This is a genomic window from Dokdonella immobilis, from assembly GCF_900115085.1.
GTDB lineage: Bacteria > Pseudomonadota > Gammaproteobacteria > Xanthomonadales > Rhodanobacteraceae > Dokdonella > Dokdonella immobilis.
This window is the reverse complement of record NZ_FOVF01000028.1, coordinates 40,781-64,486: the sequence shown is the minus strand read 5'-3', so window position 1 is coordinate 64,486 and position 23,706 is coordinate 40,781. Positions and strand designations below refer to the sequence as shown.

23 protein-coding genes and 1 pseudogene are annotated in these 23,706 nt (G+C 61.6%); 13 read left to right on the top strand and 11 right to left on the bottom strand.

Annotation, left to right across the window (positions count from 1 at the left end; all coding sequences use genetic code 11):
• Both BM125_RS15800 and BM125_RS20845 read left to right on the top strand, forming a co-directional pair.
• Positions 1–281, top strand: a 281-nt coding sequence (locus BM125_RS15800; protein ID WP_139225065.1) for a transposase domain-containing protein, incomplete at its 5' end; no start/stop codon positions are given.
• Positions 282–383: 102 nt separating this feature from the next.
• Positions 384–515, top strand: coding sequence for a hypothetical protein (locus BM125_RS20845; RefSeq protein ID WP_281243962.1), 132 nt, complete (start codon positions 384–386; stop codon positions 513–515).
• Between the two features lie 41 nt (positions 516–556).
• Here the strand turns inward: BM125_RS20845 and BM125_RS19950 are convergent, their stop codons facing one another.
• From BM125_RS19950 to BM125_RS15765, 8 genes are all read right to left on the bottom strand, one after another.
• Positions 557–931, bottom strand: a complete 375-nt coding sequence (locus BM125_RS19950; RefSeq protein WP_139225064.1) for a hypothetical protein — start codon at positions 929–931, stop codon at positions 557–559.
• Between the two features lie 64 nt (positions 932–995).
• Positions 996–1,388 (bottom strand): GIY-YIG nuclease family protein, encoded by a 393-nt coding sequence (locus BM125_RS19945; RefSeq protein ID WP_175498135.1) that lies wholly within the window; start codon positions 1,386–1,388, stop codon positions 996–998.
• Positions 1,389–2,071: 683 nt separating this feature from the next.
• Entirely contained in the window at positions 2,072–2,824 is a 753-nt protein-coding gene (locus BM125_RS15790) for a M48 family metallopeptidase (protein WP_245778950.1), read from the bottom strand.
• Positions 2,817–6,113, bottom strand: coding sequence for a type I restriction endonuclease subunit R (locus BM125_RS15785; RefSeq protein WP_092409728.1), 3,297 nt, complete (start codon positions 6,111–6,113; stop codon positions 2,817–2,819). Before BM125_RS15785 ends, BM125_RS15790 begins: the two co-directional genes overlap by 8 nt.
• Positions 6,110–7,396: a restriction endonuclease subunit S gene (locus BM125_RS15780; protein WP_175498134.1), complete on the bottom strand. Its 1,287-nt coding sequence runs from the start codon at positions 7,394–7,396 to the stop codon at positions 6,110–6,112. The genes BM125_RS15785 and BM125_RS15780 overlap by 4 nt, the downstream gene beginning before the upstream one ends.
• The gene (locus tag BM125_RS15775) at positions 7,386–8,462 is read right to left on the bottom strand and encodes a virulence RhuM family protein (protein ID WP_092409724.1); all 1,077 of its coding nucleotides are present in this window, start codon (positions 8,460–8,462) and stop codon (positions 7,386–7,388) included. Before BM125_RS15775 ends, BM125_RS15780 begins: the two co-directional genes overlap by 11 nt.
• Positions 8,455–9,966 carry a type I restriction-modification system subunit M gene (locus tag BM125_RS15770; protein ID WP_092409722.1) on the bottom strand — a complete coding sequence of 504 codons (1,512 nt, stop codon included), beginning with the start codon at positions 9,964–9,966 and terminating at the stop codon, positions 8,455–8,457. The genes BM125_RS15775 and BM125_RS15770 overlap by 8 nt, the downstream gene beginning before the upstream one ends.
• A gap of 17 nt (positions 9,967–9,983) precedes the next feature.
• Positions 9,984–10,571, bottom strand: coding sequence for a restriction endonuclease subunit S (locus BM125_RS15765; RefSeq protein WP_092409720.1), 588 nt, complete (start codon positions 10,569–10,571; stop codon positions 9,984–9,986).
• An 81-nt stretch (positions 10,572–10,652) separates the two neighbouring features.
• Here BM125_RS15765 and BM125_RS21005 point away from each other — a divergent pair.
• The 4 genes and pseudogenes from BM125_RS21005 to BM125_RS15750 all read left to right on the top strand — a co-directional run.
• A pseudogene (locus tag BM125_RS21005) lies at positions 10,653–10,937 on the top strand (HNH endonuclease); the annotation flags it as partial.
• 126 nt (positions 10,938–11,063) lie between these two features.
• Positions 11,064–11,846 carry an SAVED domain-containing protein gene (locus BM125_RS15760; protein WP_245778949.1) on the top strand — a complete coding sequence of 261 codons (783 nt, stop codon included), beginning with the start codon at positions 11,064–11,066 and terminating at the stop codon, positions 11,844–11,846.
• 13 nt (positions 11,847–11,859) lie between these two features.
• On the top strand, positions 11,860–13,032 hold the full coding sequence (locus BM125_RS15755; protein ID WP_092409716.1) for a nucleotidyltransferase domain-containing protein: 1,173 nt from the start codon (positions 11,860–11,862) through the stop codon (positions 13,030–13,032).
• A gap of 953 nt (positions 13,033–13,985) precedes the next feature.
• A complete protein-coding gene (locus tag BM125_RS15750; RefSeq protein WP_092409714.1) occupies positions 13,986–14,186 on the top strand; it encodes a CsbD family protein in 201 nt (66 codons plus the stop codon).
• Between the two features lie 97 nt (positions 14,187–14,283).
• Here the strand turns inward: BM125_RS15750 and BM125_RS15745 are convergent, their stop codons facing one another.
• Positions 14,284–15,000, bottom strand: a complete 717-nt coding sequence (locus tag BM125_RS15745) for a hypothetical protein (RefSeq protein WP_139225062.1) — start codon at positions 14,998–15,000, stop codon at positions 14,284–14,286.
• A 74-nt stretch (positions 15,001–15,074) separates the two neighbouring features.
• Positions 15,075–15,599 (bottom strand): DUF4124 domain-containing protein, encoded by a 525-nt coding sequence (locus tag BM125_RS15740; RefSeq protein WP_175498133.1) that lies wholly within the window; start codon positions 15,597–15,599, stop codon positions 15,075–15,077.
• Positions 15,600–15,835: 236 nt separating this feature from the next.
• Here BM125_RS15740 and dinB point away from each other — a divergent pair, with 236 nt between their 5' ends.
• Positions 15,836–16,900: a DNA polymerase IV gene (gene dinB / locus BM125_RS15735; RefSeq protein WP_092409708.1), complete on the top strand. Its 1,065-nt coding sequence runs from the start codon at positions 15,836–15,838 to the stop codon at positions 16,898–16,900.
• A 219-nt stretch (positions 16,901–17,119) separates the two neighbouring features.
• Here the strand turns inward: dinB and BM125_RS15730 are convergent, their stop codons facing one another.
• A complete protein-coding gene (locus tag BM125_RS15730; RefSeq protein WP_092409706.1) occupies positions 17,120–17,440 on the bottom strand; it encodes a PGPGW domain-containing protein in 321 nt (106 codons plus the stop codon).
• Between the two features lie 450 nt (positions 17,441–17,890).
• Here BM125_RS15730 and BM125_RS15725 point away from each other — a divergent pair, with 450 nt between their 5' ends.
• The 6 genes from BM125_RS15725 (at position 17,891) to BM125_RS15700 (ending at position 23,644) form a co-directional block, all read left to right on the top strand.
• Positions 17,891–18,781 (top strand): hypothetical protein, encoded by an 891-nt coding sequence (locus tag BM125_RS15725; RefSeq protein ID WP_175498132.1) that lies wholly within the window; start codon positions 17,891–17,893, stop codon positions 18,779–18,781.
• A gap of 193 nt (positions 18,782–18,974) precedes the next feature.
• Positions 18,975–19,946: a hypothetical protein gene (locus BM125_RS15720; protein WP_139225061.1), complete on the top strand. Its 972-nt coding sequence runs from the start codon at positions 18,975–18,977 to the stop codon at positions 19,944–19,946.
• Positions 19,947–20,009: 63 nt separating this feature from the next.
• Positions 20,010–20,642, top strand: coding sequence for a ParA family protein (locus tag BM125_RS15715; protein ID WP_092409700.1), 633 nt, complete (start codon positions 20,010–20,012; stop codon positions 20,640–20,642).
• Between the two features lie 64 nt (positions 20,643–20,706).
• On the top strand, positions 20,707–21,192 hold the full coding sequence (locus tag BM125_RS15710) for a SixA phosphatase family protein (RefSeq protein ID WP_092409698.1): 486 nt from the start codon (positions 20,707–20,709) through the stop codon (positions 21,190–21,192).
• Positions 21,183–21,824, top strand: coding sequence for a YceI family protein (locus BM125_RS15705; protein WP_092409696.1), 642 nt, complete (start codon positions 21,183–21,185; stop codon positions 21,822–21,824). Before BM125_RS15710 ends, BM125_RS15705 begins: the two co-directional genes overlap by 10 nt.
• Positions 21,821–23,644, top strand: a complete 1,824-nt coding sequence (locus tag BM125_RS15700; protein ID WP_092409694.1) for a phospholipase D family protein — start codon at positions 21,821–21,823, stop codon at positions 23,642–23,644. The genes BM125_RS15705 and BM125_RS15700 overlap by 4 nt, the downstream gene beginning before the upstream one ends.
• Positions 23,645–23,706 lie beyond the last annotated feature (62 nt).

Below are 23,706 nucleotides of genomic sequence, written 5' to 3'. Positions count from 1 at the left end.
CAGCCCTTGCGCGCTATGCCGAGGACGGCAGCTACCCGATCGACAACAATGCGATCGAGAATGCGATCCGACCCATCGCACTGGGCCGCAAGAACTGGCTGTTCGCCGGCTCCGAAACCGCAGGCAAACGCGCTGCGGCCATCATGAGCCTGCTGGCCACCGCAAAGGCCAACGGCCACGAGCCACTCGCCTGGCTCACCGACGTGCTCACGCGATTGCCTACGACCCTTGATCGCGACATCGACACTCTGCTGCCACATCGCTGGAAGCCTGCCGCGTAACCCGAGTCATGCCGGTGCGCAACGTGTCGGGAGCAGGCGCTTACGAACAGCTCACCCATCAGCGGCCAGAACAGGTTCTGCGGATGCGCATAGGATTGCTGCATGGCCAGCGAACGCACGCTCGGCGCGGTACCGAGCACGAGCACGCGGCAATCCGCGCCGACCTGCGGCGGGAAACTCTCGATCCTGGGACTTTCACCGAGCCTGGTCATCGGGCAAGCATTTCGGTACTAGGGCAACTTGGCGCGTAGTGATGCTTGACCGTGACTGAATGGCTAGGCACTACGGCTGTACTTGAGCAGTTCCGCTTGGATTTGCTCTTCAGAAACGCCTGATTTCCGCAGTATTGCTTCGTATTGCTCCAGCGTTCCATAGGGCGTCTGCCCAGCATACTTCGCAATTGATGTTGACCGAAATGAAAAGAATCTACGGAAGGCGCCACGTGCACCCAGAAAAATCACGATTGCGCCCATTAGTACAGCGCTCAATGCAACTGAATTTCCGGAGTTGCAGCCGCCACGACCGCACACGACAAATGTGTCGTTGGAATCTAACATCCAGAAGCCTATCGCCACCATCGCCATCCCAAAAACGATGCCGCCAATATCCTTCTTTATCTTTTCGTATCTTGAGCTGTTTGTCATGAACATGTATTCAAGTGCGGAGTGAAATCCGATCCTGAAGTCCGAACCCTGATATAAATGATCAGCAGGACTATTTTTGATTCCATGCTGGCTTGTACAACCAAATTAGCAGTCGCTCAACTGCAGAGATGCGATCAGAATCTGGAATTGGTAGCCACCGCGCAAACACATTTTCCTTGATGTACGTACGCCTTAACATGCGATCAGGTATTTTCTCTTTGAAGGCGCGTTGGCAGGCGTGTTTGTCGTCGCCCGAAATGTGTTTGCGGAGAAGGCGATCCCGAAGTCCTTGAGAGCCTTTTGCTTCCCCGACATAGACGATCGCGTCGTCAACGAGGAACATGTACACGCCAGATGAGTTAGGTGGATCGGCAGTGCCCAATGGAACTGGAATGGCACCGAGGAGAGCCTCTATGTCTGAACTGATAAAGGCGACGGCCTTTTGGAGGGGAATAGTTGACAATATAAGATGGCTCCATTGAGGCCTTGCGCCCGAATTATGCCAGCGCGCGGATTGGGCTTGGCATTGACGCAGTGTTATTTCCTGGTGCCTTCGCGTCAAGCATAAGTCCACCCCAGAACAGACTCGATGCGGCGGCGGTACTCGGTGTCAATCTGTTGCGGTGTCCTACGAATATATTCTTGTGCAAGATCACGAGCAGGCCCGGCCAGACCTCCAAGGTATAAAACTGCTTGATCAACGGTTGGACTGTCACCATTTCGATCCTTGAACTTTGGCGGCAAAGCAGTCCAGACGACAGACTCAATGCCTCGGGCACTTGCCCAAGGCTCAAGCTCCAGAATGCAGTCTGGATTTGGGTCGCCGCGAGACCATGACCCGATACTCTTGTCAATGTTCTTGGAAGCAATGCCCTCGCGGGCACACAGACTCTTGCGAGCGTGCGCAAGACTATCGTCAGTTGATGTAGCCCAAAGTGATCGAACCGGGCCCACAGCATGCGAGAGCACGAGTGTAAGCCGGCCGTCGTTCGACTGCCGAAGAAACTCCGCTCGGACATATGGGCCATCGCAGTGCCAGTAGCGATGAATAGCAAGCGTTCTGGGGTCCCAGACCAACGATCCCCAGCCTAGAATTGCAATCATGAGTTTAGTTCTGCCATTAGCATCATATCTCCCTGCGACTGTCTACATGTTGAGTATCACTTCGGCCAGCTCATCCAGCCGCTTCTTTCTGCTACGCCACGGCGGCATGTTCTTGTCCAATAGCCTATAGAAGCGCCGGCTGTGGTTGTGTTCCTTAAGATGGCAGAGCTCGTGAAGGATTACGTAATCGATGCAATCACGCGGGGCCTTCACCAACCAGGGGTTTAGGGTCAGTCTGCCGCTCGGTGAACAGCTTCCCCATTGAGCATTCATTGCCTGAAGCCGCATGGTCGGTGCGGGTAGCCTCCAATTAAGGTCCGCCAACACTGCATCCAAGCGATCTGCAAATACTTTCCTGGCCCGATCTCGAATCCATCCTTTCGTTGCCTCGCGAACCATCTGACGCAGGGGGTTTGCCAAGCGCAACTCCAAGTGTCCGCCACGCAGTTTCACACTCACTTCGGCACTCTCGCCCGCAATAACCTTAAGTCGGTAGCGCCGTCCTAGGTACATGAAGGACTCGCCGCTTACATATTCTCGTGGAAGAACGTGCTCACGACGACGAAGAAACGCGCTCACGTGCCCCTGAATCCATCGGCTGCGCTTGCGCACTGCGGCGAGAATCGATGCTCTCGACGCATCCGCCGGCGCATCCACCAACACGTTCCCCTCAGGCTCCACATGAATGTTGATCGAGCTGTTTCGCCGCAGGGGTTGTCGGCGAACCGCGAAATAGACGATTTCGGAGCCGTATTGAAAGCTCCAGTCCGCTTCTCCCACGGCAAGATCACGCACGACTAAGGCCTACACGAACGATCTGAATGATCTGGTCAATTGCAGCCTTGGCCTGGTCCAACCCAACACGCTCAAATAGTTTTGGTAGCAGCGCCTTTCGCACAGCTGATTCGATGTTTAGTGGGCTGAGTGAGTTTTCAGCGATGGCATTGCGCACGATCTCATCCACTTCCAGCGCCAGGTCGGCGTAGGACTTGTTTTCGGTCTCATTCATTTCGTCAAAGGCGGTTTCACCAATTGCCAACTTCAGAGCCCCAAAGTAAGCCATCGCGTGTCGGTTTTCCGCGAGGGAAGAGGGCACGCCTGGCGTCTCTCGTGCCTGGATTTTTTGCTCGAACTCCTTGAAAAGCGCGTATTGCTTGAGCGGGTGGTCGAACATGGCTTCCGCCTCGGCGATGGCCTGCCGCAGCAACTCACCAAAAACCTTCTGGGCGTAGGGATCCTCGGCCAATTCCTGCTCAATCGTCTTGCGCACGCGGGTCTTGATCAGGTCAGTTTCGTTGCGCGTCTTCTCTTTTGACCATTCCTGCAGATCCTCGGCCGTGCCCAGCTCGTGCACCAGGTACACACCTGGTGGATCGCGCACTTCCCGGCCGATCACCTGTTTGTCCACCAGCTTGCGAATCTGTTCCTCGTAGACGCTGTAGTCGACGGTTTCCATCGCATCCACTCGGGCTTTCTGGCGCAGGCCGAAGAAGAAGCGCAGGTCGTCCTTGTAGCGACGAATCAGCTCTTCGGAGAAGCTTTGGTCCTCGAAGAAGCTACGGGATGACAGCGCCGTTTGTAGGCATAGGCCAAACTCGGTCAGCACCGCCGAAAAATCGTCGCGCATTTTCTGTCGCTCGTCGTATTCCTCGCCATCGGCACCCGTGACGAAGCGCGGGCTCAGAATCTGTCGGTACTGCTCGGCGTCCTTGCGATTGACCACGTTCTTGAAGAAAGACCAGAGGCGGTCGTGCAGGGTAGGCAGGCGTTTGTATTCGGTACTGAAGGCTTGATACAGGCCATCGAGGTCGGCCAGATCGAAGCCGCCTTGCGTGCGTTCTTCCAGCTCCTGATAGGCGCGCACCGCGATATCCAGCTCCTTGAGGATGCCGCGGTAATCCACCAGCACGCCGTAGCGCTTGGCATCATGCAGGCGATTCACGCGTGCCACGGCCTGAATCAGGTTGTGGCCCTTCAGCGGCTTGTCGATATACAGCACGGTGTTGCGCGGCTCGTCGAAGCCGGTGAGCAGCTTGTCGACCACGATCAGCAGGTCGGGCGAGCCGTCGCTGCCGAAGTCCTGCAGCACCTGCTTCTCGTAGTCTTCGGCATCGCGCTTCTGATCGATGATGTTCTGCTTCCACCACTTCTGCACTTCCGGCATCGCGTCTTCGTCAATCTCGCTATTGCCTTCACGTGTATCGGGGGCGGAGATCACCACGGCGCTGGTCACCAGGCCGGTGTCATCCAGCGCCCGCTTGTAGCGGATCGCGTCGAGCTTGCTGTCGGTTGCGACCTGGCCTTTCAGGCCGATATCCAGCTGCTTGATGTTCTCGTTGAAGTGGCTGGCGATATCCCAGGCGATCAGTTCGATGCGATTGGCCGCGCCGTAGACGGCCCGCTTGCCCGCAAATTTCTTCTTGAGATCCGAACTTTGTGCGGGCGACAGGCCAGCGGTGATCTTGTCGAACCAGCGATTGACCGCCTCTTCGTTGATATCCAGCTCCGGCACCCGCTCTTCGTAGAGCAGCGGCGCCACGGTCTCGTCCTCCACGGCCCGTTGCATGGAATAGGCGTGCACGATGGGGCCGAATTTGTTGGCGGTCTTCTCGTTCTTCAGCAGCGGCGTGCCGGTGAAGGCGATGTAGGCGGCTTTCGGCAATGCCTTGCGCATACGCTCGTGGGTTTCGCCGCCATGGCTGCGATGGCCCTCATCCACCAGCACGATCAGGTCCGGCGAATCGTTGCGGCATTCCGGCAACTTGGAGGCGGTGTTGAACTTCTGCACCAGCGAAAAGGTGATGCGCTCCGTGCCATGGCCGATGCGCCTGGCCAGCTCGCGCCCGGAGGTCACCTTGCTGCCCTCGCCCTCCTTGCGGGTGGCGATGGCCGAGCCGAAGGCGCCGCCGGTGATGAAGTTGCGCGCCAGCTGGGTTTCCAGGTCGATGCGATCGGTCACCACCACCACGCGGCATTCTTTCAGCGCGCTGGTCAACAGCAGCGCCTTGGTCAGGAACACCATGGTGAAACTCTTGCCCGAGCCGGTGGTATGCCATAGCACCCCACCCTCGCGTCCGCCGTCGGGACGCTTCTGTGCAATGCGTGCCAGCAAGGCGCGGATGCCAAAGAACTGCTGGTAACGCGCCACCAGCTTGCCTACCTTGCGGTCGAACAGCACAAAGCCGCGCAGGAACTCCAGCAGCCGCACGGGGGTAAGCAACCCCACCAGCAGGCGGTCCTGATCGGTGAGCAGCATCGGCTGCGACCACATCGCCTCGAAGTAGCTGCGCAACCGGGCCGGTTTGCCTTCGAACAAAGCGCGCTGCGTATCCCGGGGCAGCATGCGGTTCTTGATCGCTTCCAGCGGCTTCTCGTCGAACTCCTCCTCGCGCCAGCGCGCCCAGAATTTGGTCGCCGTGTGCGTGGTGCCGTAACGGCCATCAGTCTGGCTGATCGCCAGCAGCAGCTGGGCATAGGCGAAAAGCTGCGGAATCTCGTCCTGACGCTGGTTGCGCAGGTGCTGGCTGATGCCCTCGGTCACCATCGCCTTGCCGACATGGCCCGACTCCGGCCGCTTCGCCTCGATCACCACCAGCGGCAAGCCGTTGACGTAACAGACGATGTCCGGCGTGCGGTGATGCGTGCCCTGAGCGGACAGCAACTCACACTCCTCGGTCACGTCCCACAGGTTCGCGGCCGGATCGGTCCAGTCGATGATGGGAACAGTCGGCTGGTGCTTCTTGCCGTCCGGCATGAACTCGGTGACGGTAATGCCCAGCGCCAGCTTGTTGTACAGCCGCTCGTTGGCTGCCAACAATCCTTCGGCCATCGACAAAGCCGATAGCTCGCGCACGATCTGGTCGATCGCGCTGGGTGACAGCGGAAAGCGCTCGCCCTTGTAGTCGAAGCGGCGACTCTGCAGCACCTCGACCAGGCGCGGTTTCAACAGCACCTCGCGGGTGCTGCCGCGCAGCGCCAGACACTCCGCCACGGTCAGATAGCGCCAGCCCAGATTCGCCAGCAGGTGCAAGGCCGGCAGGTGGGCGCTGTATCGCTCGCGGGTGTCGGGGGCGCTGTCGTTCATGGGCCGGCTGCCTCTGCAGGTTCAAGCAGATGGACGCGGCGCTTCCCGGTGAGGAGCTGCTGCATCAGCGCGTGCTTCTCCAGCTTCAACGCCCCGAGCTGTCGCTCAATCGCCGTCACTTCAGCCGTAGCGGCGTCCAGAACTTCAACGATTCGGCGCTGCTCGTGCAACGGTGGAATATTGAATGGCCACGCAAGCCAGCGTTCGGTCTTGAAGATCATTTTCTCGACGTGGACGCCAATACTCGAATGGAAGCAGGTCTGCTGGAAGTAGATGGATTCGGAGAGATGGCGCAGGAAATCCAGGTCGATACCGTCGTCGGCGTTCATTACCGCGTACTCATTAGAGACTACAGCTCCGTCCAATTCGGACGGAACGATGCCGCAAGCGCCGTGAACTATCTGGCGCTTGGAAATCAGGAAGTCGCCAGTCTTGACGATGAATTGCGTGCGGGTTTTCACCTCGCCTCCATGCAGCACCTCGCGCCGATGGACGCCACCGCGGGAACGCTTCACAGTCACCAGTGTGTATTCCCGCTCTGGCTCAAGCATCACAGGACGATTGACTTCCCGCAGATACTTGCCGAGATGGACTCGCTCCCAGCCGGCCGGCGTGCGCGGCAGCTTCGGAATGCCTGCGCGTACGGATGGCGGAAGGCTTCCACTTCGATCCCTGTCAGAAACCTCGGAAACCGCTGCCGGAATGCACAATGTCTTGCTCAAGAGGGATAGCTTCTGCTGACGACTGTTGACAAGCAGGCGCTCTGCAATGGCGATAGCTTTGTCCCACGTCGCTAACCCAGCAGCGATTTGTCGCTGCTCAGGCAGGGGCGGAAGATCGATCAGAAGTCCCTTTAGAAGCTCGGTGTCCAGGCGGCCGGTGCCGTGGCCCGCTGTATCGACGAGGTTGAGCACGTTTTGCTTGTTCGCTATGAGCTGATACGCAAGAAACGTTGAATCGACATCGCCGTGTGGCAATAACGCCTTGATGTCCTGATTGAACGCCAGCTCACGGCCAGCCAAGCAGACAGGGAAGTCTTTCAGAAGTGTCATGCCGCGCGTCAGAGTCAAGATCGAGCCGCTGGGCACAATCGTGGCCGCCGACCGACCTTGGTCCGTCAAGCCGAGGCCGGCTTTCTTCAACCATAAGGTTTTCATGTCCTTTGCGGTGATCCACGGGAATTCACCGCCCCAGTAGGCGTCGTTGCCCTTGCTTGGAGTTCCTCCAGACACAAATTTCGCGCACGCTGATAGTGGCTTTCTGACCCATCCTTCAGGAAGCATCTTCGCCTCCCTTGCGACCACGCTTCTCCACCGCCTCCAGCGCCTTGATATCTTCCGCATCCGCCGCCAGCGCTTCGGACTGACGCCGCTTCACATCGAACTCGGCATATCGCTCATGCGCCACCTGCTGCATGCGCTCGTGGCTGATCCGTCCCGCACCTTTCAGCAGCGGCCGCTCGTTGAAGTCGATGAAGTTGTCCACGTACTGGCGCCAGTCGGCCATGCGGATGTCCTGCCGCTTCCTGGCACGATCCTCAGCATAGTCGAGGAACATCGCGGCGATGCGGTTGAGCTCCTCCACCTCCGCCGCGGCGAGGTAGTTCTTGGCCACGATCACGTCGGTCTTGCGCACGCGCCCGGCCTTCCAGCTGGTGAGCGCCATGTTGGGCTGGCTGGCATCGGCGCGCTTGAACACGATTTCCGCTGCCGTCTGCTGGGTGACGGCAAACAGCATCTTGTTCTGCACCACGGCGAAGAACTGGCCGGCCGCGGCAGGATCGTCGCCGTAGTCCACCGACAGCGCGAACAGGTCGCGGACCTTCTGGTAGAAGCGCTTTTCCGACGTGCGGATGTCGCGGATGCGTTCCAGCAGCTCGTCGAAGTAGTCCCAGCCGGCGGGATCCTTCAGGCGCTCGTCGTCCATGACGAAGCCCTTGACCAGGTACTCCTTCAAGTGGGTGGTCGCCCACTGGCGGAACTGGGTGCCGCGCGGGGATTTCACCCGGTAGCCCACGGCCAGGATCATGTCGAGGTTGTAGAGTTTGAGCGGGCGCCGCACCTGCCGGCTGCCCTCGGTGCGAACTATTAAGTCATTTTTAATAGTTGCCTCGCCCAGCAGCTCGCCTTCGGCCAGGACGTTCTTGATGTGGATGTTGATGTTGGGCACCGAGGTCTGGAACAACTCGGCCAGTTCCGCCTGGCTCAGCCACACGGTGCCGTGCTCGGCGCGCAAGTAGAACCGGGCACTGCCGTCTTCGGTGGGGTAAAGCACCAGCTCGCCATGGCTTGGCGACGGCGCCCCACCTTCTTCGGGTGGCGCCTTTTTCGGCGACTGGCGGTCACTCATAGCCGAGTTCCTTGAGGTAGCCGGCCATCTGTTCTTCCAGCCTGGCCAGCTCGGCCTTCAGTTCCAATCGCTCCCTGCGCACTGCCATCAGGTCGATTTCCTCCTCTTCCTCGAAGGTATCGACATAGCGCGGAATGTTGAGGTTGTAGTCGTTCTCGGCGATCTCGGCGGGGCTGGCCAGGTAGGCGTACTTGTCGACATTGGCTCGCGCCTTGGCGGTGTCGAGAATGCGCTGCAGGTCGGCGTCGCGCAGGGAGTTCTGGTTCTTGCCGTCCTCGTAGTCGCGGCTGGCGTCGATGAACAGCACTTTGTCGTCTGCTTTTTTCTTGCGGAAGACCAGGATCGCGGCGGGAATGCCGGTGCCGTAGAACAGCTTCTCGGGCAGGCCGATCACGATCTCGAGCAGGTTCTCGTCAATCAACTGCTTGCGCAGCCGCCCCTCGGCCGCGCCGCGGAACAACACGCCATGCGGCACCACCACCGCCATGCGACCGGTGCGCGGCTTCATGGTCTCGACCATGTGCAGGATGAAGGCGTAGTCACCCTTGGTGCGCGGCGGCACCCCGCGGCGGAAGCGGCTGAACTTGTCGGTGTCGGCGCCCTCATGGCCCCACTTCTCCAGCGAGAACGGCGGATTGGCCACCACGATATCGAAGTGCTTGAGGCTGGCTTCGCTGTCGAGCAGCTTGGGGTTGCGGATGGTGTCGCCCCACTCTATGCGATGGTTGTCCTCGCCGTGCAGGAACATGTTCATCTTGGCCAGCGCCCAGGTGCTTCCGATGGCCTCCTGACCGTACAGCGCGTACTTGCGCGATCCCGAGCGCTCGCGGATCAGCCGGCCGACCTTGAGCAACAGCGAGCCCGAGCCGCAGGTGGGGTCACTGATTTCGTCGCCCTCCTGTGGATCCATCAGCTGGGCCATGAGCGCGGATACTTCAGGCGGCGTGTAGAACTCGCCGGCTTTCTTGCCGCTGCTGGAGGCGAAGTTCTTGATCAGGAACTCGTAGGCGTTGCCGATGATGTCCAGTTGGCCGATACGGCTCGGGCGAAGATTGAGCGCAGGCTTGGCGAAGTCCTCCAGCAGGTGACGCAGGATGTCGTTCTTCTGCGCTTCGTCGCCCAGCTTGGTGGAGTTGAAGCTGATGTCCTGAAAGACATCGCGAAGCTTGCCGATGTTGGCTTCTTCGATGGCATGCAGCGCCTTGTCGATGCGCTCACCATTGCCGGCGGCATGCCGCTGCTCATGGAGCGCATAGAAGTTGGCCTTTGGGGGAAGCACGAAGCGCTCGTTCTTGAGCATCTCCTTGATCAACTCGGGATGATCGCCGTACTCGGTCTTGTAGCCGTCGTAGTGATCCTGCCAGACGTCTGAGATGTACTTCAGAAACAGCATCGTCAGCACATAGTCCTTGTAGATGCTCGGATCTACGGTGCCGCGAAATGTGTCGCAGGCTGCCCATACGGCGGCATTGATGGTGTTTTGGGCGATGTCATTCTTGCTCATTCGAGTTTCCATGATCGTTATGTGAGTAGGCGGGCGGCGAGGATCGCCAACTCTCTTTCGCGGTTCTTGATCAGCGCCTGGAATGCACCGCACTCGGCCTCTGCGACACGCGCCAGATTGACCGCGGCACGCTGCTGCGTGATCGGTGGAATCCGTATCTCAGTCAACTCCAACACTGTTCGACGGATGCTCAGTTGGTGACTGCCTTCGGCCGATTGGCGCAGGTAGCGCTGTGCGGGGGCCTGGTTGAGTTGCCATGCAAGAAAGGCGGGAAGAAGGCTATCAGGCGCCTTCACTCGAATGACATAGATGTGCTGGGAACAGACCGTTCGTGCCGGTGGCTTGGTAACCAATGCGGAATAGGCATGAGCACCTCGAGCAACAAAGAGCACGTCTTGATCGAGGACCCAATCGGGCTCCTTGCGACCTTCCACTTCGGTCGCCACAAAATCGTCGCAGTTGTTGAGACCGACACGCGTTACATCCCGTATCTGGATGACCCGAATGCTTCCGCCTAGGACCTCCGGTATTGCTCCGCGGAACGGGTAGCCCAAACGAATCTCGGCTATATCACCCAGCTTCATTGTGGTTGCATCATTTGTCATGATGCAGAGAATGCTTGACTCATCGTCTTGATGTCAATACCATCGCATCATTGGCGATGATGCAGATAAAGAGAGGTTGAAATGGCTGGCGGTCAGAAACCCAAACGGAACAATGAGCAGGCGGGTCGCTTTTCGACGCCGGAGCCCGTCAGGCGGCTTGTCTGGGTGCGTGCCGCCGGGCATTGCGAACAGTGTGGAGTAGACGTCACCCGGGATTTTAGGACCGGCAAAACATTCAATTGGGCGGAAGTCGCGCACGTCTTGCCGGCAAGCCCTCAAGGGCCACGGGCTTCGGCGGGGTATGACGAGGGTGCTGCAGAGCGCCACACGGTCGACCCGGACAACCTGATGCTCCTATGCCCCTCTTGCCACGCTCGCACGGATCTCGATGCGGATGGGTACCCCACCCATGACCTTTCACGCCATCACCGTGACCATATTGATCAGATTCGGCACGCGGCCAGCCGCGGGGAAACCCAACGGGCATCCGGCTTGGTCATTTTGGGTGGACATTTCGCTACCGAGAACATCGTTCGCGCCAGGGATCTCGCTGACGCCATGCTCTCGGAAAGTCTATGGGCCGACGAAGATATCCAGATCTTGCGCTTGCGGGCTCCAGGGCTTGATGGACGCGATGAGGTCTACTGGCGCGCGATCGAACAGGACATAGACAAAAGTCTCCAAGATCGATTGACGAAGCGCACCAATGCACTTGGTGATCCCCTCAATCTGGCCGTCGTAGGACTGGCGGATATCCCAACTTTGATTCGGGTTGGGCGACAACTTGGTGACCGTAGCAACCGCTTTCTCTTCTCGCGAGATCGCAGCGGCACATTGCGCTGGATTGACCCTGCGGCACCGGCGCCCGAATGGACCTATGTCGGGCCGCCACCAGGAGATGGTCCGATTGCGCTTGTACTGGCGCTGTCTGCTGCGCTAGCGGACGCAGCCATTCTTGATGCGCTGCCTGGCGCACGCATTGCGCGCTTCACTTTACCGACGCCTGAATATGGCTTGATCCGGAATCGCGCGACTATCGATTCATTCCGGCGCGCGTTGCAGCCTCATCTGAGCCAGCTTGAGGCAAGTACTCCCGACCCGCTGCACTTGTTTGCCGCAATTCCTGCTGCGATCGCCCTGGAGTTTGGAGCGTTGCTATCCACCAACCACGCTCATCAATACGTGATTTATGACCGCGAGGGGGGCTCAAATCCATTCGCCAAGATGATGGAGCTTGGACCCCGCCAACCATCGCCCACCGCAATCGAGCAATGAGCAAGGAAACCCCATGACGACCAGTGCCAATCAGCGACTCGAAGCCATTCTTCAGGAGATAGACCTTCCGGAGCGGGCCTATCAGCTTGCTCAAAATCGTTACGAGGATATTGGGAGTTGGCTTGGACGAGTGGATTCCTCTCTGGCGCCTTACCAACCCCACGTTTTCGTTCAAGGCTCTTTCGCACTCGGGACACCCATTCGTCCCATTGTCGACGGTGAGGAGTACGACCTAGACTTTACCTGCCGACTCAAGAGCGGCGTTACGCGCATCAGCCATACCCAGCAGCAACTCAAGGAGCTACTCAGAATTGAGCTTGCGGCTTACCGCGAAGCGCGTCAGATCAAGAAGGAGCTGGAGGAAAAGAACCGCTGCTGGCGGCTCGGGTACCAAGACGAGCTGCGATTTCATATGGACATCGTGCCGGGCATCCCTGCTGATGAGTTGCGCCGCCGCGAGTTGAGCGAGGCGATGGCACAAAATGGATTGGAATCTGCAGTTGCAGAGCAGGCAGCTCGTCGAGCCATATGGATCACCGATATCGAAGATCCGAACTACGCGCTCCTGAGCCGAATTTGGCCCTCAAGCAACCCCGGTGGCTACTTGCTTTGGTTCCGAACGAGAATGATGAGCCTGCAGAAGCGCCTTTTGGCAGAAGCTCAAGTTGATCCCGTCCCTGTCTATCGCAGCAAGAATTCACTTCAGAGAGTAGTTCAGCTTCTGAAGAGGCACCGCGATGTCATGTTCATGGACCAGCCCGATTCGAAGCCGGCATCAATCATTCTTACGACGATAGCTGGCCGTGCATACGTCGAAGGCGAATCGCTCGCGCAATCAATGCAGCGCGTCCTGGACGAACTTGAACGAGTTCGAGCGTCAGACACCGATGAAATTCTCAATCCGGTCAATCCAAAGGAAAACTTCGCCGATCGCTGGTTCCGAGAGGACTGCGCAAGGTTTTTGCTCAAGCAGAACTTTCACCTTTGGGTTCAACAAGCCAATAGAGACTTCCGCTTAATGCTGGATGACGAAACAACGCGTCTCGTCGAGATTGTAGAAGATAGGCTCAACGTGAAGGTTTCAGACGACTTGCGCCGCGCGCTGGGTCTTGCGTCGACGGTTTCGGTCTCCTCGCCTCGCATTATCCAAACTGCCTCGGCGCCCCCAAAGCCTTGGGCTCAGTGAGAGGTGCGCTTCACTCAAGCACACATCGACGAACTGTTGGACGCTTGGCCTCTCCTGCGCAGACAGCCAACGACAAAGAAAGATGTGTGCAGTGTCGTCGGACTACTGGACTTTTCGATGGAACCGGCGGGACGGCCGAAAATCGAGGATAGCTACAGAATCCAAATAGACATCCCGCTATTCCGAACGAACTTCGCACCATCCGTATATGAGAGGGGGGGACGAATTCCTCAAGGGATCGACAACCATGTCAATTCAGACGGAACATTGTGCCTTGGATCGCCATGGGCCATACGTCGAAAGCTGGCCAATCCACCGAGCCTGGTGCTTTTTGCAGAGGAATGCATTGCGCCTTTCCTATATGCAGCAACGTGGCGCGAGCAAGGCAATCAGGGATTTCCGTTTTCGGAACTCAGTCATGGTCTCGTTGGGCTCGAAGAGGACTATGCGAGCATCTTGGGGTTGAGCGGACGTCACAACGTGATCGAGGCAATCATGCTTCTCCGATTGCGCCCGCGGCTTGCGAACAAGCGGGCTTGCCCTTGCGGATGTGGCCGGAGACTAGGCGTATGCAACTATCGGGTGACGCTCAACGAGCTGAGGTCTGGGCTGCCGCGCTCATTCTTCGGAGACGTGCTTGAACAGATCAACGTAGGTCGCGCGCTGAAAAGTCGGGCAGCCACATCTCGTTCATCCCGACTGGCTAACAACCAGAAAAGCTGACTTCCGCCAAGACCTCGCCCGCGGCCAAATAATGCTTTCACCCACATAACGGAAAGCCGCTACGCCGCGTTCATGTTATTGAACCTTCGCCAACCGATAACGTCCTGGTAACTGTGTCCTAAGCGAAATTTCCCATCGCCCCGCGTAGGGTGACTTCCGCGGCGATGACCACCCCTGAATGCTTCGTCTGGCATCGCCGCAACCCTCCCCACAATCAATGAGGTGCTCGCATGAACCAGGACATCATCCAGGGCAAGTGGAAACAGCTGAAGGGCTCGATGAAGGCCCAATGGGGCAAACTCACGGACGACGATCTCGATCGCCTCGAAGGCAACCAGGATTACCTGTCGGGCAAGCTGCAGGAGCGCTATGGCTGGGCCAAGGACAAGGCCGACGAAGAGGTCAAGCGCTTCCAGAAGAACCTGCACTGAGTGCAATTACTGGCCGCCGCCTCGCGGCACCAGCCAGGCTGTAACGGCAGAGCCGCACCGTCCGGTGCGGCTCTGCCGCATTTGCGCAACGCCCTGCCTACTTCTTCGGCAGTGGCAGGAATTTTTCCGGGTCGAAGCCGCCGACCTCGAAGGTCAGCGTGCGTGCTGGCTTGCCCTTCTCGGTGACGTCGATGGCGACCTTCTTCGCCTTGCCGACGCGGGCGATGAAGGCCTTGTCCTCCTCGATGAAGATGGCCGGCTCGCCGGTCGGCGGAATGCTGCCCTCCATGCTCACGCCTGCTTCGTCGTCGAACTTCATGCTGACCCGGCATTTCTTCGCGCAGGTGAAACCGGGCTCGTCGCCATACAGGAACACGCTCTGGCCCCAGTCGCTATGCCGCCGGAACACCAGCCGGACCTTGTTGCCGGCCGAGCCCGGCGCATCGATGCTGTAGGTCGAGGCCGTGCTCTGTGTGCCGCCGGCCATCGGCGAGGTCTGGTAGGTCCACAGGCGCGCCATGCGCCGCGCTTCGCCCTCGGTGTTGGCCTTTTCGCGCAAGGCTTCGATGTCCGGACGAATGCGCGCCGCGGCGGCGCTGTCGGGATAGAGCTTGAGCAACTCGTCGCCAAGCGGCAGGGCCAGTTCCGCATTGCCGGCCTTGAGCATCTGCTCGTACATGGCGTAGTGCTGTTCGGCCTTGGCTTCCTGCTGGGCCTTGGCGGCGGCAATGGCATCGGCCGACGGCGCGGCGGGTTGCTCGTTGTTCGAGCAGCCAGCGGCGGCGGCCAGCATCAGGGTGGAGACGAGAAGCATCGGCAAATGGCGCATTGGCAACAGACCCGGCAATCAATCGAGCCCCGGAATATAGCGCGATTTACCGCGGCCGCTCAGTAGCGCCGGCACGGATCGCGGCCGAGGTTCTTGTCGTAGGTCGGCGTCACGTCGTCGTATTCACGACCCTTGCGACCGGGCGAACGCAGCCCATGGCAGGCTTCGGCCCGCGGAATGCGGCGCGCACGGACCTTTTCGCCACGACTCGCATGCAGGTTCGCCTTGGGGTTCTCGCGGCCGATCACGGCCGGGCAACCGGCGTGCCGGTAGAACAGCGCACCGCTGGCGGTGCGACACTCGAATGACATGACGGTCGAGCTACGCGCCGTGCGGCGCGTGTTCATGGATTCGGTCCGCGACTCCGCGCGATAGTACTCGGGAGAAGGCTGCGCGCGCGGTGGCGCCGCGATCTGCACGACCGTTTCGGCCTCGCCCGCGGCACAGGGTGTTTCCTGGAATGCGACACGGCTCTGGTGATCGATGCACTTGAACACGGTTTGCGCATGCACCCCATCGGCGAGCACAAGCCCAAGAACGACCAGCAGCGCCAACGGTATTGCCGATTCCCTGATTGCACACACGATACCGTTCTCCTGTACGTTCGCCGCATGATCCGTGCGCATCGCGGCCGCAGCCAGAGGAGATCGCCGCACCTGCATGTAGGAAAATTGCCATAGCGCGCGCAAGCTTTTGCTCTCATGCCATGCTGCGCGATCGATAATGTGCGAACGTCCGCCCGGCGCCGGAATGCCGCTCCGACAAATCCCGTCTTTCAACAGCCGAAGGCTGGTCATCCCGAATCCCGAATCCCGGCTTCATGCGCAAAATCATCCACGTCGACATGGACGCCTTCTACGCCTCGGTCGAGCAGCGTGATGATCCTTCGCTGCGCGGCCGGCCCGTGGTCGTCGCCTGGCGCGGTGCGCGCTCGGTGGTCTGCGCGGCTTCCTATGAAGCACGTACCTACGGCGTGCGCTCGGCCATGCCGGCCGTGCGCGCCGAGCGGCTTTGTCCCGATGCGGTGTTCGTGCCCCCGGATTTCACCCGCTATCGCGCGGTCTCGCGCCAGGTGCGCGAGATCTTCCTGCGTCATACCGAACGGGTCGAACCGCTGTCGCTCGACGAAGCCTATCTCGATGTCACCGAGAACCATGGGCGACTGCCGTCCGCAACTGCCGTGGCCAAGGCGATACGCGCCCAGATCCGCGAGGAGACCGCCCTGACCGCATCGGCCGGGGTCGCACCGAACAAGTTCCTGGCCAAGATCGCCTCGGACTGGAACAAGCCCGACGGCCTGTTTGTGATCAAGCCCGATGCGGTCGAGGCCTTCCTGACGCCGTTGCCGGTCGGCCGCATCCATGGCGTCGGCAAGGTCATGGACGCACGGCTGGCCGCGCTCGGCATCCGCACGGTCGGCGAGCTGCGCCAGCGCGATGTGCATGAGCTGGAGACCCGCTTCGGTCGCTACGGTCGCCGCCTGTACGAGCTGAGCCTTGGCATCGACGAGAATCCGGTCACGCCGGACCGTCCGGTGCAATCGATCTCCGCGGAAGACACGTTTGCCGAGGACCTGCCACTGGCCGCGCTCGAGCCGGCCATTCGCGAGCTTGCCGGCAAGGTCTGGGCGGCCACGCGCAAGGTCGAGCGCATCGGCCATACCGTCGTGCTCAAGCTCAAGACCCGCGAGTTCCGCATCCTGACCCGCAGCCTGAGCCCGCCGCGCATGCCCGATTCGGCCGAGGCCCTGGCCGCGCTCGCGCTGGCCCTGCGCGAACGCGTGGACCTGCCCGAGACGACGCGCTACCGGCTGGTCGGTGTCGGCATCAGCAATTTCCGTGATGCCGAGGAAACCGGCGTGCAGCAGGCCCTGTTCGGCGCCTGAACGGTCGAAGCATCAGGCCACCGAGTTTGGGCGGCGGCTAGCCTTGTTCAGCTTTCCCAGGAGCCTGTCGGACTTGAATCGATCGGGCTGCAAATCCGTCTGCGCGGTCCATGTTTCCGCCGCTTCCTGGCCCATGGAACCGCTATGGGCCTGCGAATCGTCGAAAATCTGTCCTCTCTCAGCCGAATTTCGCCTCGGCCGCTCAAATCCGACAGGCTCCTAGTCGCCTGATCGCGCGGCACGTCGCGCCCGCCAACGCGTGTAGATCCGCGTGCCCCAACGGTCGATCCGATCGAGGATGTGGGCCGCGATACGCGACTCTTCGGCAATGAAGACCGCGCCGACCACGATCGCGACCATGCCGGGACCCGGCAACACCAGCATCGCCACGCCGGCCAGCATGAGCAGGAGGCCTGCGCTGACGATCAGGCTCTTGCGCAGCAGGCTGCCCTGTTGCCCGCGCCGGGCGCGATAGCGCGTGATGAAGCGGCGGCCGCTCGGCACGCCGGTGAAGTGCTTCCATTGTTCGCTAAGGGTCACGGGTTCCGGGGCTCCTCGACAGGGCGCGCAGACCTACGGCGACCGACGGGCCGCCACAGGCAAGGATTGAGACGATTCACCGCCGATGCAATCCCCGTCCGCGATGAAATGCCGGTCCATTCAGTTGTGAAGCCGTGCTGGCCAGGACTCCGCAGGACGGAGCGCCGCACGCGCAACAGGAGGAAAATGCCCAACGTGTATAATGAGGCACCATGGTGCGGCGCTGCGGTTCGCGCGCCGCAGGTTTCGGCGAGCGGCCTGCGGGTACGCCAATCGCCAGCAGACGGCGCATTGCGCCAGGGGGGTGATGGCCTGATGGTTTCTCGTGCTTCATGGTTTGCCTGCATCCTTACGACGACACTCGGCGCTGGCGCCGCGCTGGCTGCAACCAGCCCCCGCGTCGGGCCCGATGCGACTACAAGTGCCAGCCAGAGGTTCAACGCCGAACTCGTGGACGAACTGGCGAAGGCTGATCCGCGCAGCATGGCTTTGGCTTCCACACTGATGCCCTTGGCCGGCAATGCGACCTCGGCGCCGGCACGGTCGCAGGCCGATCTGCTCGCCGAAGCGGCGCGGCGCGCGCCGGATGACGTGCTCGTGCAATGGCTTGCCGCGCTGCTGGCGCCAGCGGACGCCACGCTTTCGCCCGCAGCCCGGGCCCTGTTGCGGCTCGAGCCCGGCAACGGCGCGGCCTGGATGTTTGACTTGCAAGCGTCCGCAAACGCCAACGACGCCGACGGCGTGACCGAGGCGCTTCGACGAATCGGTGCCGCCGCGCGTTTCGATACCCATTTCGCCGATGTGGCGCTGGCATGGGAGGCGATCCATGAGGCCCATCCGGCGCCGCCGCCGACCGGCAACCCGGCGGGCTTCCAGATCGACGAACAGCCATTGATCCGCGGCATCGCCAGCGCCGCGGCGGTTGCCATGCCCGCGCTCCAGTCGCTGCTGCGAGCCTGCTCGCCCGGTAATGCGCCACTCGGTGGCGAACGTCGCAAGGCCTGCATCGCTGCCGGCCGGCTCATGGTCGACCATTCCACAGAGCAGGCCTCGATGGCCATAGGAACGTCGATCCTCGAGAAGGCCGACGCGCCGGATCGGGAGACGGCGAGGCGGACGTTCGACTACCTACAGCAAACTTATGTCTCCGCCTTCGAGTTCCTGCAGACCGATGAGGCGGCGTACCGGCAATTCGCCGCCGATTGGCGCGAAACGCGCAGCGAACCCGCAGTAATCGGACGTCTGTTCAGGCGGGCGGGACTGCCTATGAAGCCACCGGCGGACTGGAAACCGCTGTCGACAGAAAGCGTCGCATTGCGGGATTCGTCGCTTGGCCGCTGAGCCGAACCGGAGGCGCGATGGCGCGGCCGCGCGGCGGACGGCCCTGACTGGCCCAGGCCGCGCGTCAGGATCCTCAAACGCCGATCCGTGCGGCTCGCCGGTGCCAGGCTCCGCTGTGATCAGGTGCCTCCTCACCGCCTTCTCCTTCGTGGTCATGACCTGCTCCGGCGCGCTCGCGTTGGCGGAGGGCCCGGTGCCGGCCAAGCCGAGCGTGGCCGTTCCGCTGCAGCAGTATCTGGGCCGTGTGTTCGAGGCGCTGGTGGCCCGCAACACCCCGCGCGCACTGATCCTGGCCTCGACCCTTCGCGACAAGCTCGGCAGCGACCTCGCCACGAACGCCTCGAGCCAGGCGGAGCTGGCCTTGCTGGCCATGCAGCGGGCGCCCACCGACGTAGTCGTGCAGTGGCACGTCGCCATGGAACTCGGTGAAGTCACCCTGCTCGCCGTCGAGCGTCCGTTGCCGGCAGGCGTGTCCGATGCGGCCACCCGGCTGCTCGAGATCGATTCCGACAACGGTGTTTCATGGCTGGTTCCGCTCGCGGTCGCCTGGCAGTCGAAGAAGGACGACGATATCAGCGCGATGCTCGAGAAGATCGCGTCCACGAAGCGCTACGAGGACTACTCGATCGACCTGGTTTTCGAGTGGCTACCGGTGCTGAGGGCTGAGCCCTTTCCACGCCAGGACCTTCCTGCGGCCGCGGTCTCCGACGAGGCGATCGCCCTGCTTGCCGCCGAAGCCCTGATGTGGAATCCGAAAATGCACCTTCGGCAGCACCTGCTTGATGCGTGCCCTCCGGACATTCAATCGATATCAACGCGACGGCGCGACGCGTGCCTTTCGGTCGGTCGCCTGGTCTCCAGCAAGGCGAATACCCTGGCCAATCGTCGCGTCGGTATCGAACTGCTGCATGTTGCCGGTAGCGACGATGCTGAATACCTGGGAGCCCGACGCGAGCTGGACTGGCTGGATATCCAGGGCGCCAAGGCGCTGGACTCGGTGGCGGACGACCTCGCCGCCATCCAGCGCTTCGAAGCCGACCTGCGCGATACCCACAGCGAGATCGAGGCGGTCCGACGCCTTTTGGCGAGACGCGGCATCGCGCCTTCGCCTCCGGACGACTGGCAGGCCGGGCAGCAGGCGCGGATGCCCGGCATCGGCGGCTGATCCGACACCCCCGCCCGGCCTGTAGTACCCTTTGTCGCGCTGTGCTGACCGACGGAGGCCGTGATGCTGAAAGTCCTGGTGGCGAGTTCCAAGGGTGGCTGTGGCAAGTCCACGATTGCCTCGAACCTGGCGGCGCATTCCGCGCTCAAGGGCAAGGCGACCGTTCTCGCCGATGCCGACCGGCAGGCCTCGAGCAGCCGCTGGTGCGAGAAGCGCGCCACCCTCGAATCGGCCGTGCTGCCGATCGACGCCACCCGCAAGGGCTGGCAACAGCGCATCCCGGATGACGCCGAGCGCGTCATCATCGATTCCGGAGCCGGCATCCGGGCCAGCGAGATCGCTGAATTCCTCGACGATATCGATGCGATCGTCGTTCCTGTGCTGCCGTCGGTGATCGACCTCGAGGCCAGCGCGCCTTTCCTCGCCGATCTGGCCGCACTTCCGCGCATCAAGAAGGGCAAGGTCGCCGTCGGTCTGGTCGCCAACCGGACCCGGCCGTGGACCAATGCAACCCAGATGGCTCTCGGCGAGATCAAGGGATTCCCCTTTCCGCTCGTTGCCCAGCTGCGCGACACCCAGGCCTATTCGTTGCTGAATGGCCTCGGCAAGAGCATTTTCGACTACCACTCCGAGATCGTGCGCTCGCACCAGGAAGACTGGGAGAAGCTCCTGCGCTGGCTGAAGAAGCAGGGCTGAACGTCGCGGCTTGGGAAATCCGGCGGCGTTGCGGCATGATGCAGGTTCCAGCCAAGGAGTCGCCATGTCGGTTCGTCAGATCATCCTGTTGCGACACGCCCACGCGGAGCCCCCGGCCGACGGGCAGACCGACGAATCGCGGCCATTGACCGGTGGCGGGGTTCGTGAAGCCGAAATGGCTGCGGCCTGGCTCAAGGCGCACGGCGCGGAACCCGACGTGGTGCTGTTCTCGCCATCGACGCGGACCCGAGAAACCGCGTCGCGCGTACTGGCCGAATTCGGCGACGATGTCGACTCGCAGGTCGATGCGCGCATCTATGAAGCCACGCCGGCAGCGCTGATCCAGGTCCTCGAAGAACAAGACAGTGCCGACTGCGTGCTGCTGGTCGGCCACAATCCGGGACTGGAAACCCTGGTCGCCCTGCTCACCGACGGCGCTTCCGATCACGGCCGCGGCATGCCGCCCGGGGCCATTGCCTGGATGCATCTCGATGGCGACGCTGCAATCGAACCCGGCGCCGCCAGCCTTCGTCATTTCTGGTGGCCCTGATCGGCCGGACCATGGTGGCGGCACTGTTCTTGCCGGGCTGTCTGATCGCGATGATGACGTTGGCGACGACAGCGCCCGGCGCCGAACCGCCGCGCATGGAAACCCTGCAATTCGACAGCAAGCGCTCCAGCGCACAGTTCAGCGTCAAGGTGTTCTGGATGATTCCGGTCGACGGCCAGTTCGGCGGGTTGCGCGGCGAAGTCGTGGTCGATCACTTCAGCAGCCAGGCCCGCGTCGATGCAAGGATCGATGCCGACGGCGTCACGATGCGTCGCAGCGCCTACGAAAACTGGGTCAAGTCAGCCGAGTTCTTCGATGTCGAGCGGTATCCCGAAATCCGATTCCACTCCGATTCCTTTCCGATCTCCCGCCTGCATGGCGGTGGCGATCTGCCGGGCGTGCTGACCATGCGCGGCATCGAGCAGTCGGTGCTGTTCCAGGTTCAGCCCTCGACCTGCGACCGCCCTGCGATCGACTGCGACGTGATGGCCGACGGCACGGTCCGGCGCAGCGAATTCGGCATGACCACCCGGCGCGCCTCGCTGTCGGACAAGGTCGAGCTGAGTTTCAGTGTCCGTATCGTGGCGCCCGCCGCGCGCGCCCCTGAACCGATGACGCGCCCGCCGCAATGAGTCCGCGCAGTCCAGCTGGGCGTCGGCTCTTGCTGGCGCTGTGCGCGATCCTGCTGTCCGGCTGCGGCGTCAATCGCCAGCTCGCGCGCCAGGCCGACCGCATCGTCGCGAGCGCACAGCCGCAGGCCCTGACCTGCGCGCGCAGCGACCACTGCGCGATCGAATCGCCCTTTCGACGCCTGGCCGAAGCATCGCGCTCGGGCAGCACCCCCGAGCGACCGCTGCACTATGTCAACGTGCTCGAACAGGGCGAGGACTCCTTGTTGCTGCGCGTGCACCTGATTCGCGCGGCGCGACACAGCATCGACATCCAGACCTTCATCTGGGTCAACGACGATGCCGGGCGATTGATTCTCGACGAGCTGCTGGCCGCAGCGCGGCGCGGTGTGCGCGTGCGCGTTCTGGCGGACCAGCTGTTTTCGCTCGAGGACACCGAGCTGCTGGCCCGGCTCGCCGTCATCCACCGCAACTTCGAAGTGCGCATCTACAATCCGACCTTCCACAAGGCCGTGACCCAGCCGCTCGAATTCGCGGTCAGCATCGTCTGCTGTTTTACGCGCTTCAACCAGCGCATGCACAACAAGTTGTTCCTGGTCGACGGCGAATTCGGCATCGCCGGCGGGCGCAACTACGAAAATCGCTACTTCGACTGGGACCACGAGTTCGATTACCGCGATCGCGACGTGCTCGTCACCGGCCCTGATGCGGGGCAGGAAATGCAGGCGTCGTTCGATACCTTCTGGAACTACAAGCGGGCCGCGCCGCTGACCCGGCTGAACGATGTCAACCGGCGCCTGGTCGCGGAAGCCGGCGACGCGCTGCCCCTGCCCGAGGCCGAGCGCGCAGTCGATCCGATGCGGGTCGGCGCCCTGCGCGCGCATGCAGGCAACCTGGCCGAGATCGAACGCCGCTTCATCGACCAGGCATTGCCGGTCGGCCATGTCGACTACTTCTCCGATCAACCGAACAAGCAGGAGCGGGGTTCCGACAGCAACCAGCAGCTCAGCGAGCGAATTTCCGGCCTGATCGCCGCGGCGCAGGGGCGGATCATCCTGCAGACGCCCTACCTCGTCATCAGCAAGCCGGCTCGGCGCGTCTTTCGCCAGCTGCGCGACCGCGAGGATTCACCCGACATCATCGTATCGACCAACTCGCTGGCCGCAACCGACGCCTTCTATGTCTACGCCCTGTCACACAAGTGGAAGAAGCGCTACCTCAAGCTCGGCTTCCGCATCTACGAATTCAAGCCGTTCCCGGGCGATGCCGAGGCCCTGTTCGCCGACTATGCATTGCTCGGTGGCGACGGCAACGGCGACGGTTACCAGCGCTACGGCAAGGCACCCCTGACCTCCAATGGCGTGCGCGTCGGCATGCATGCCAAGTCGATCGTGATCGACGATCGCCTGACCATGATCGGATCGCACAACTTCGATCCGCGTTCCGACAACTACAACACCGAGTCGGGCTTCATCATCGACGACAAGGCCGTGGCCGAGGCGGTCGGTTCGGCGATCCTGCGCGACATCGAACCGCAGAACTCCTGGACCATCGCCAAGCGCCCGCGCACCAACCTGCTCCACCGCATCAACAACGCGATCGCCGATTTCTCGGCCGCGCTGCCGCTGTTCGACTTCTGGCCGTTCCGCTACGCCACCAGTTACGAGCTCAATCCGGACTGCGCGCCGCTGCCGCAGGACGACCCGCATTTTTACGACTGCTACACGGCCGTCGGCGACTTCCCCGAGGTCGACCTGCCACTGAAGACCATCTATACGCGCATCGTCACCGCCTTCGGCGCCAGCGCGGTGGGCATTTTGTAGGCAACGACAGCACTCCGGGCCGCTTCCGCCCCGCGCGCCGATTGACGCGCCCCAATGCGCCG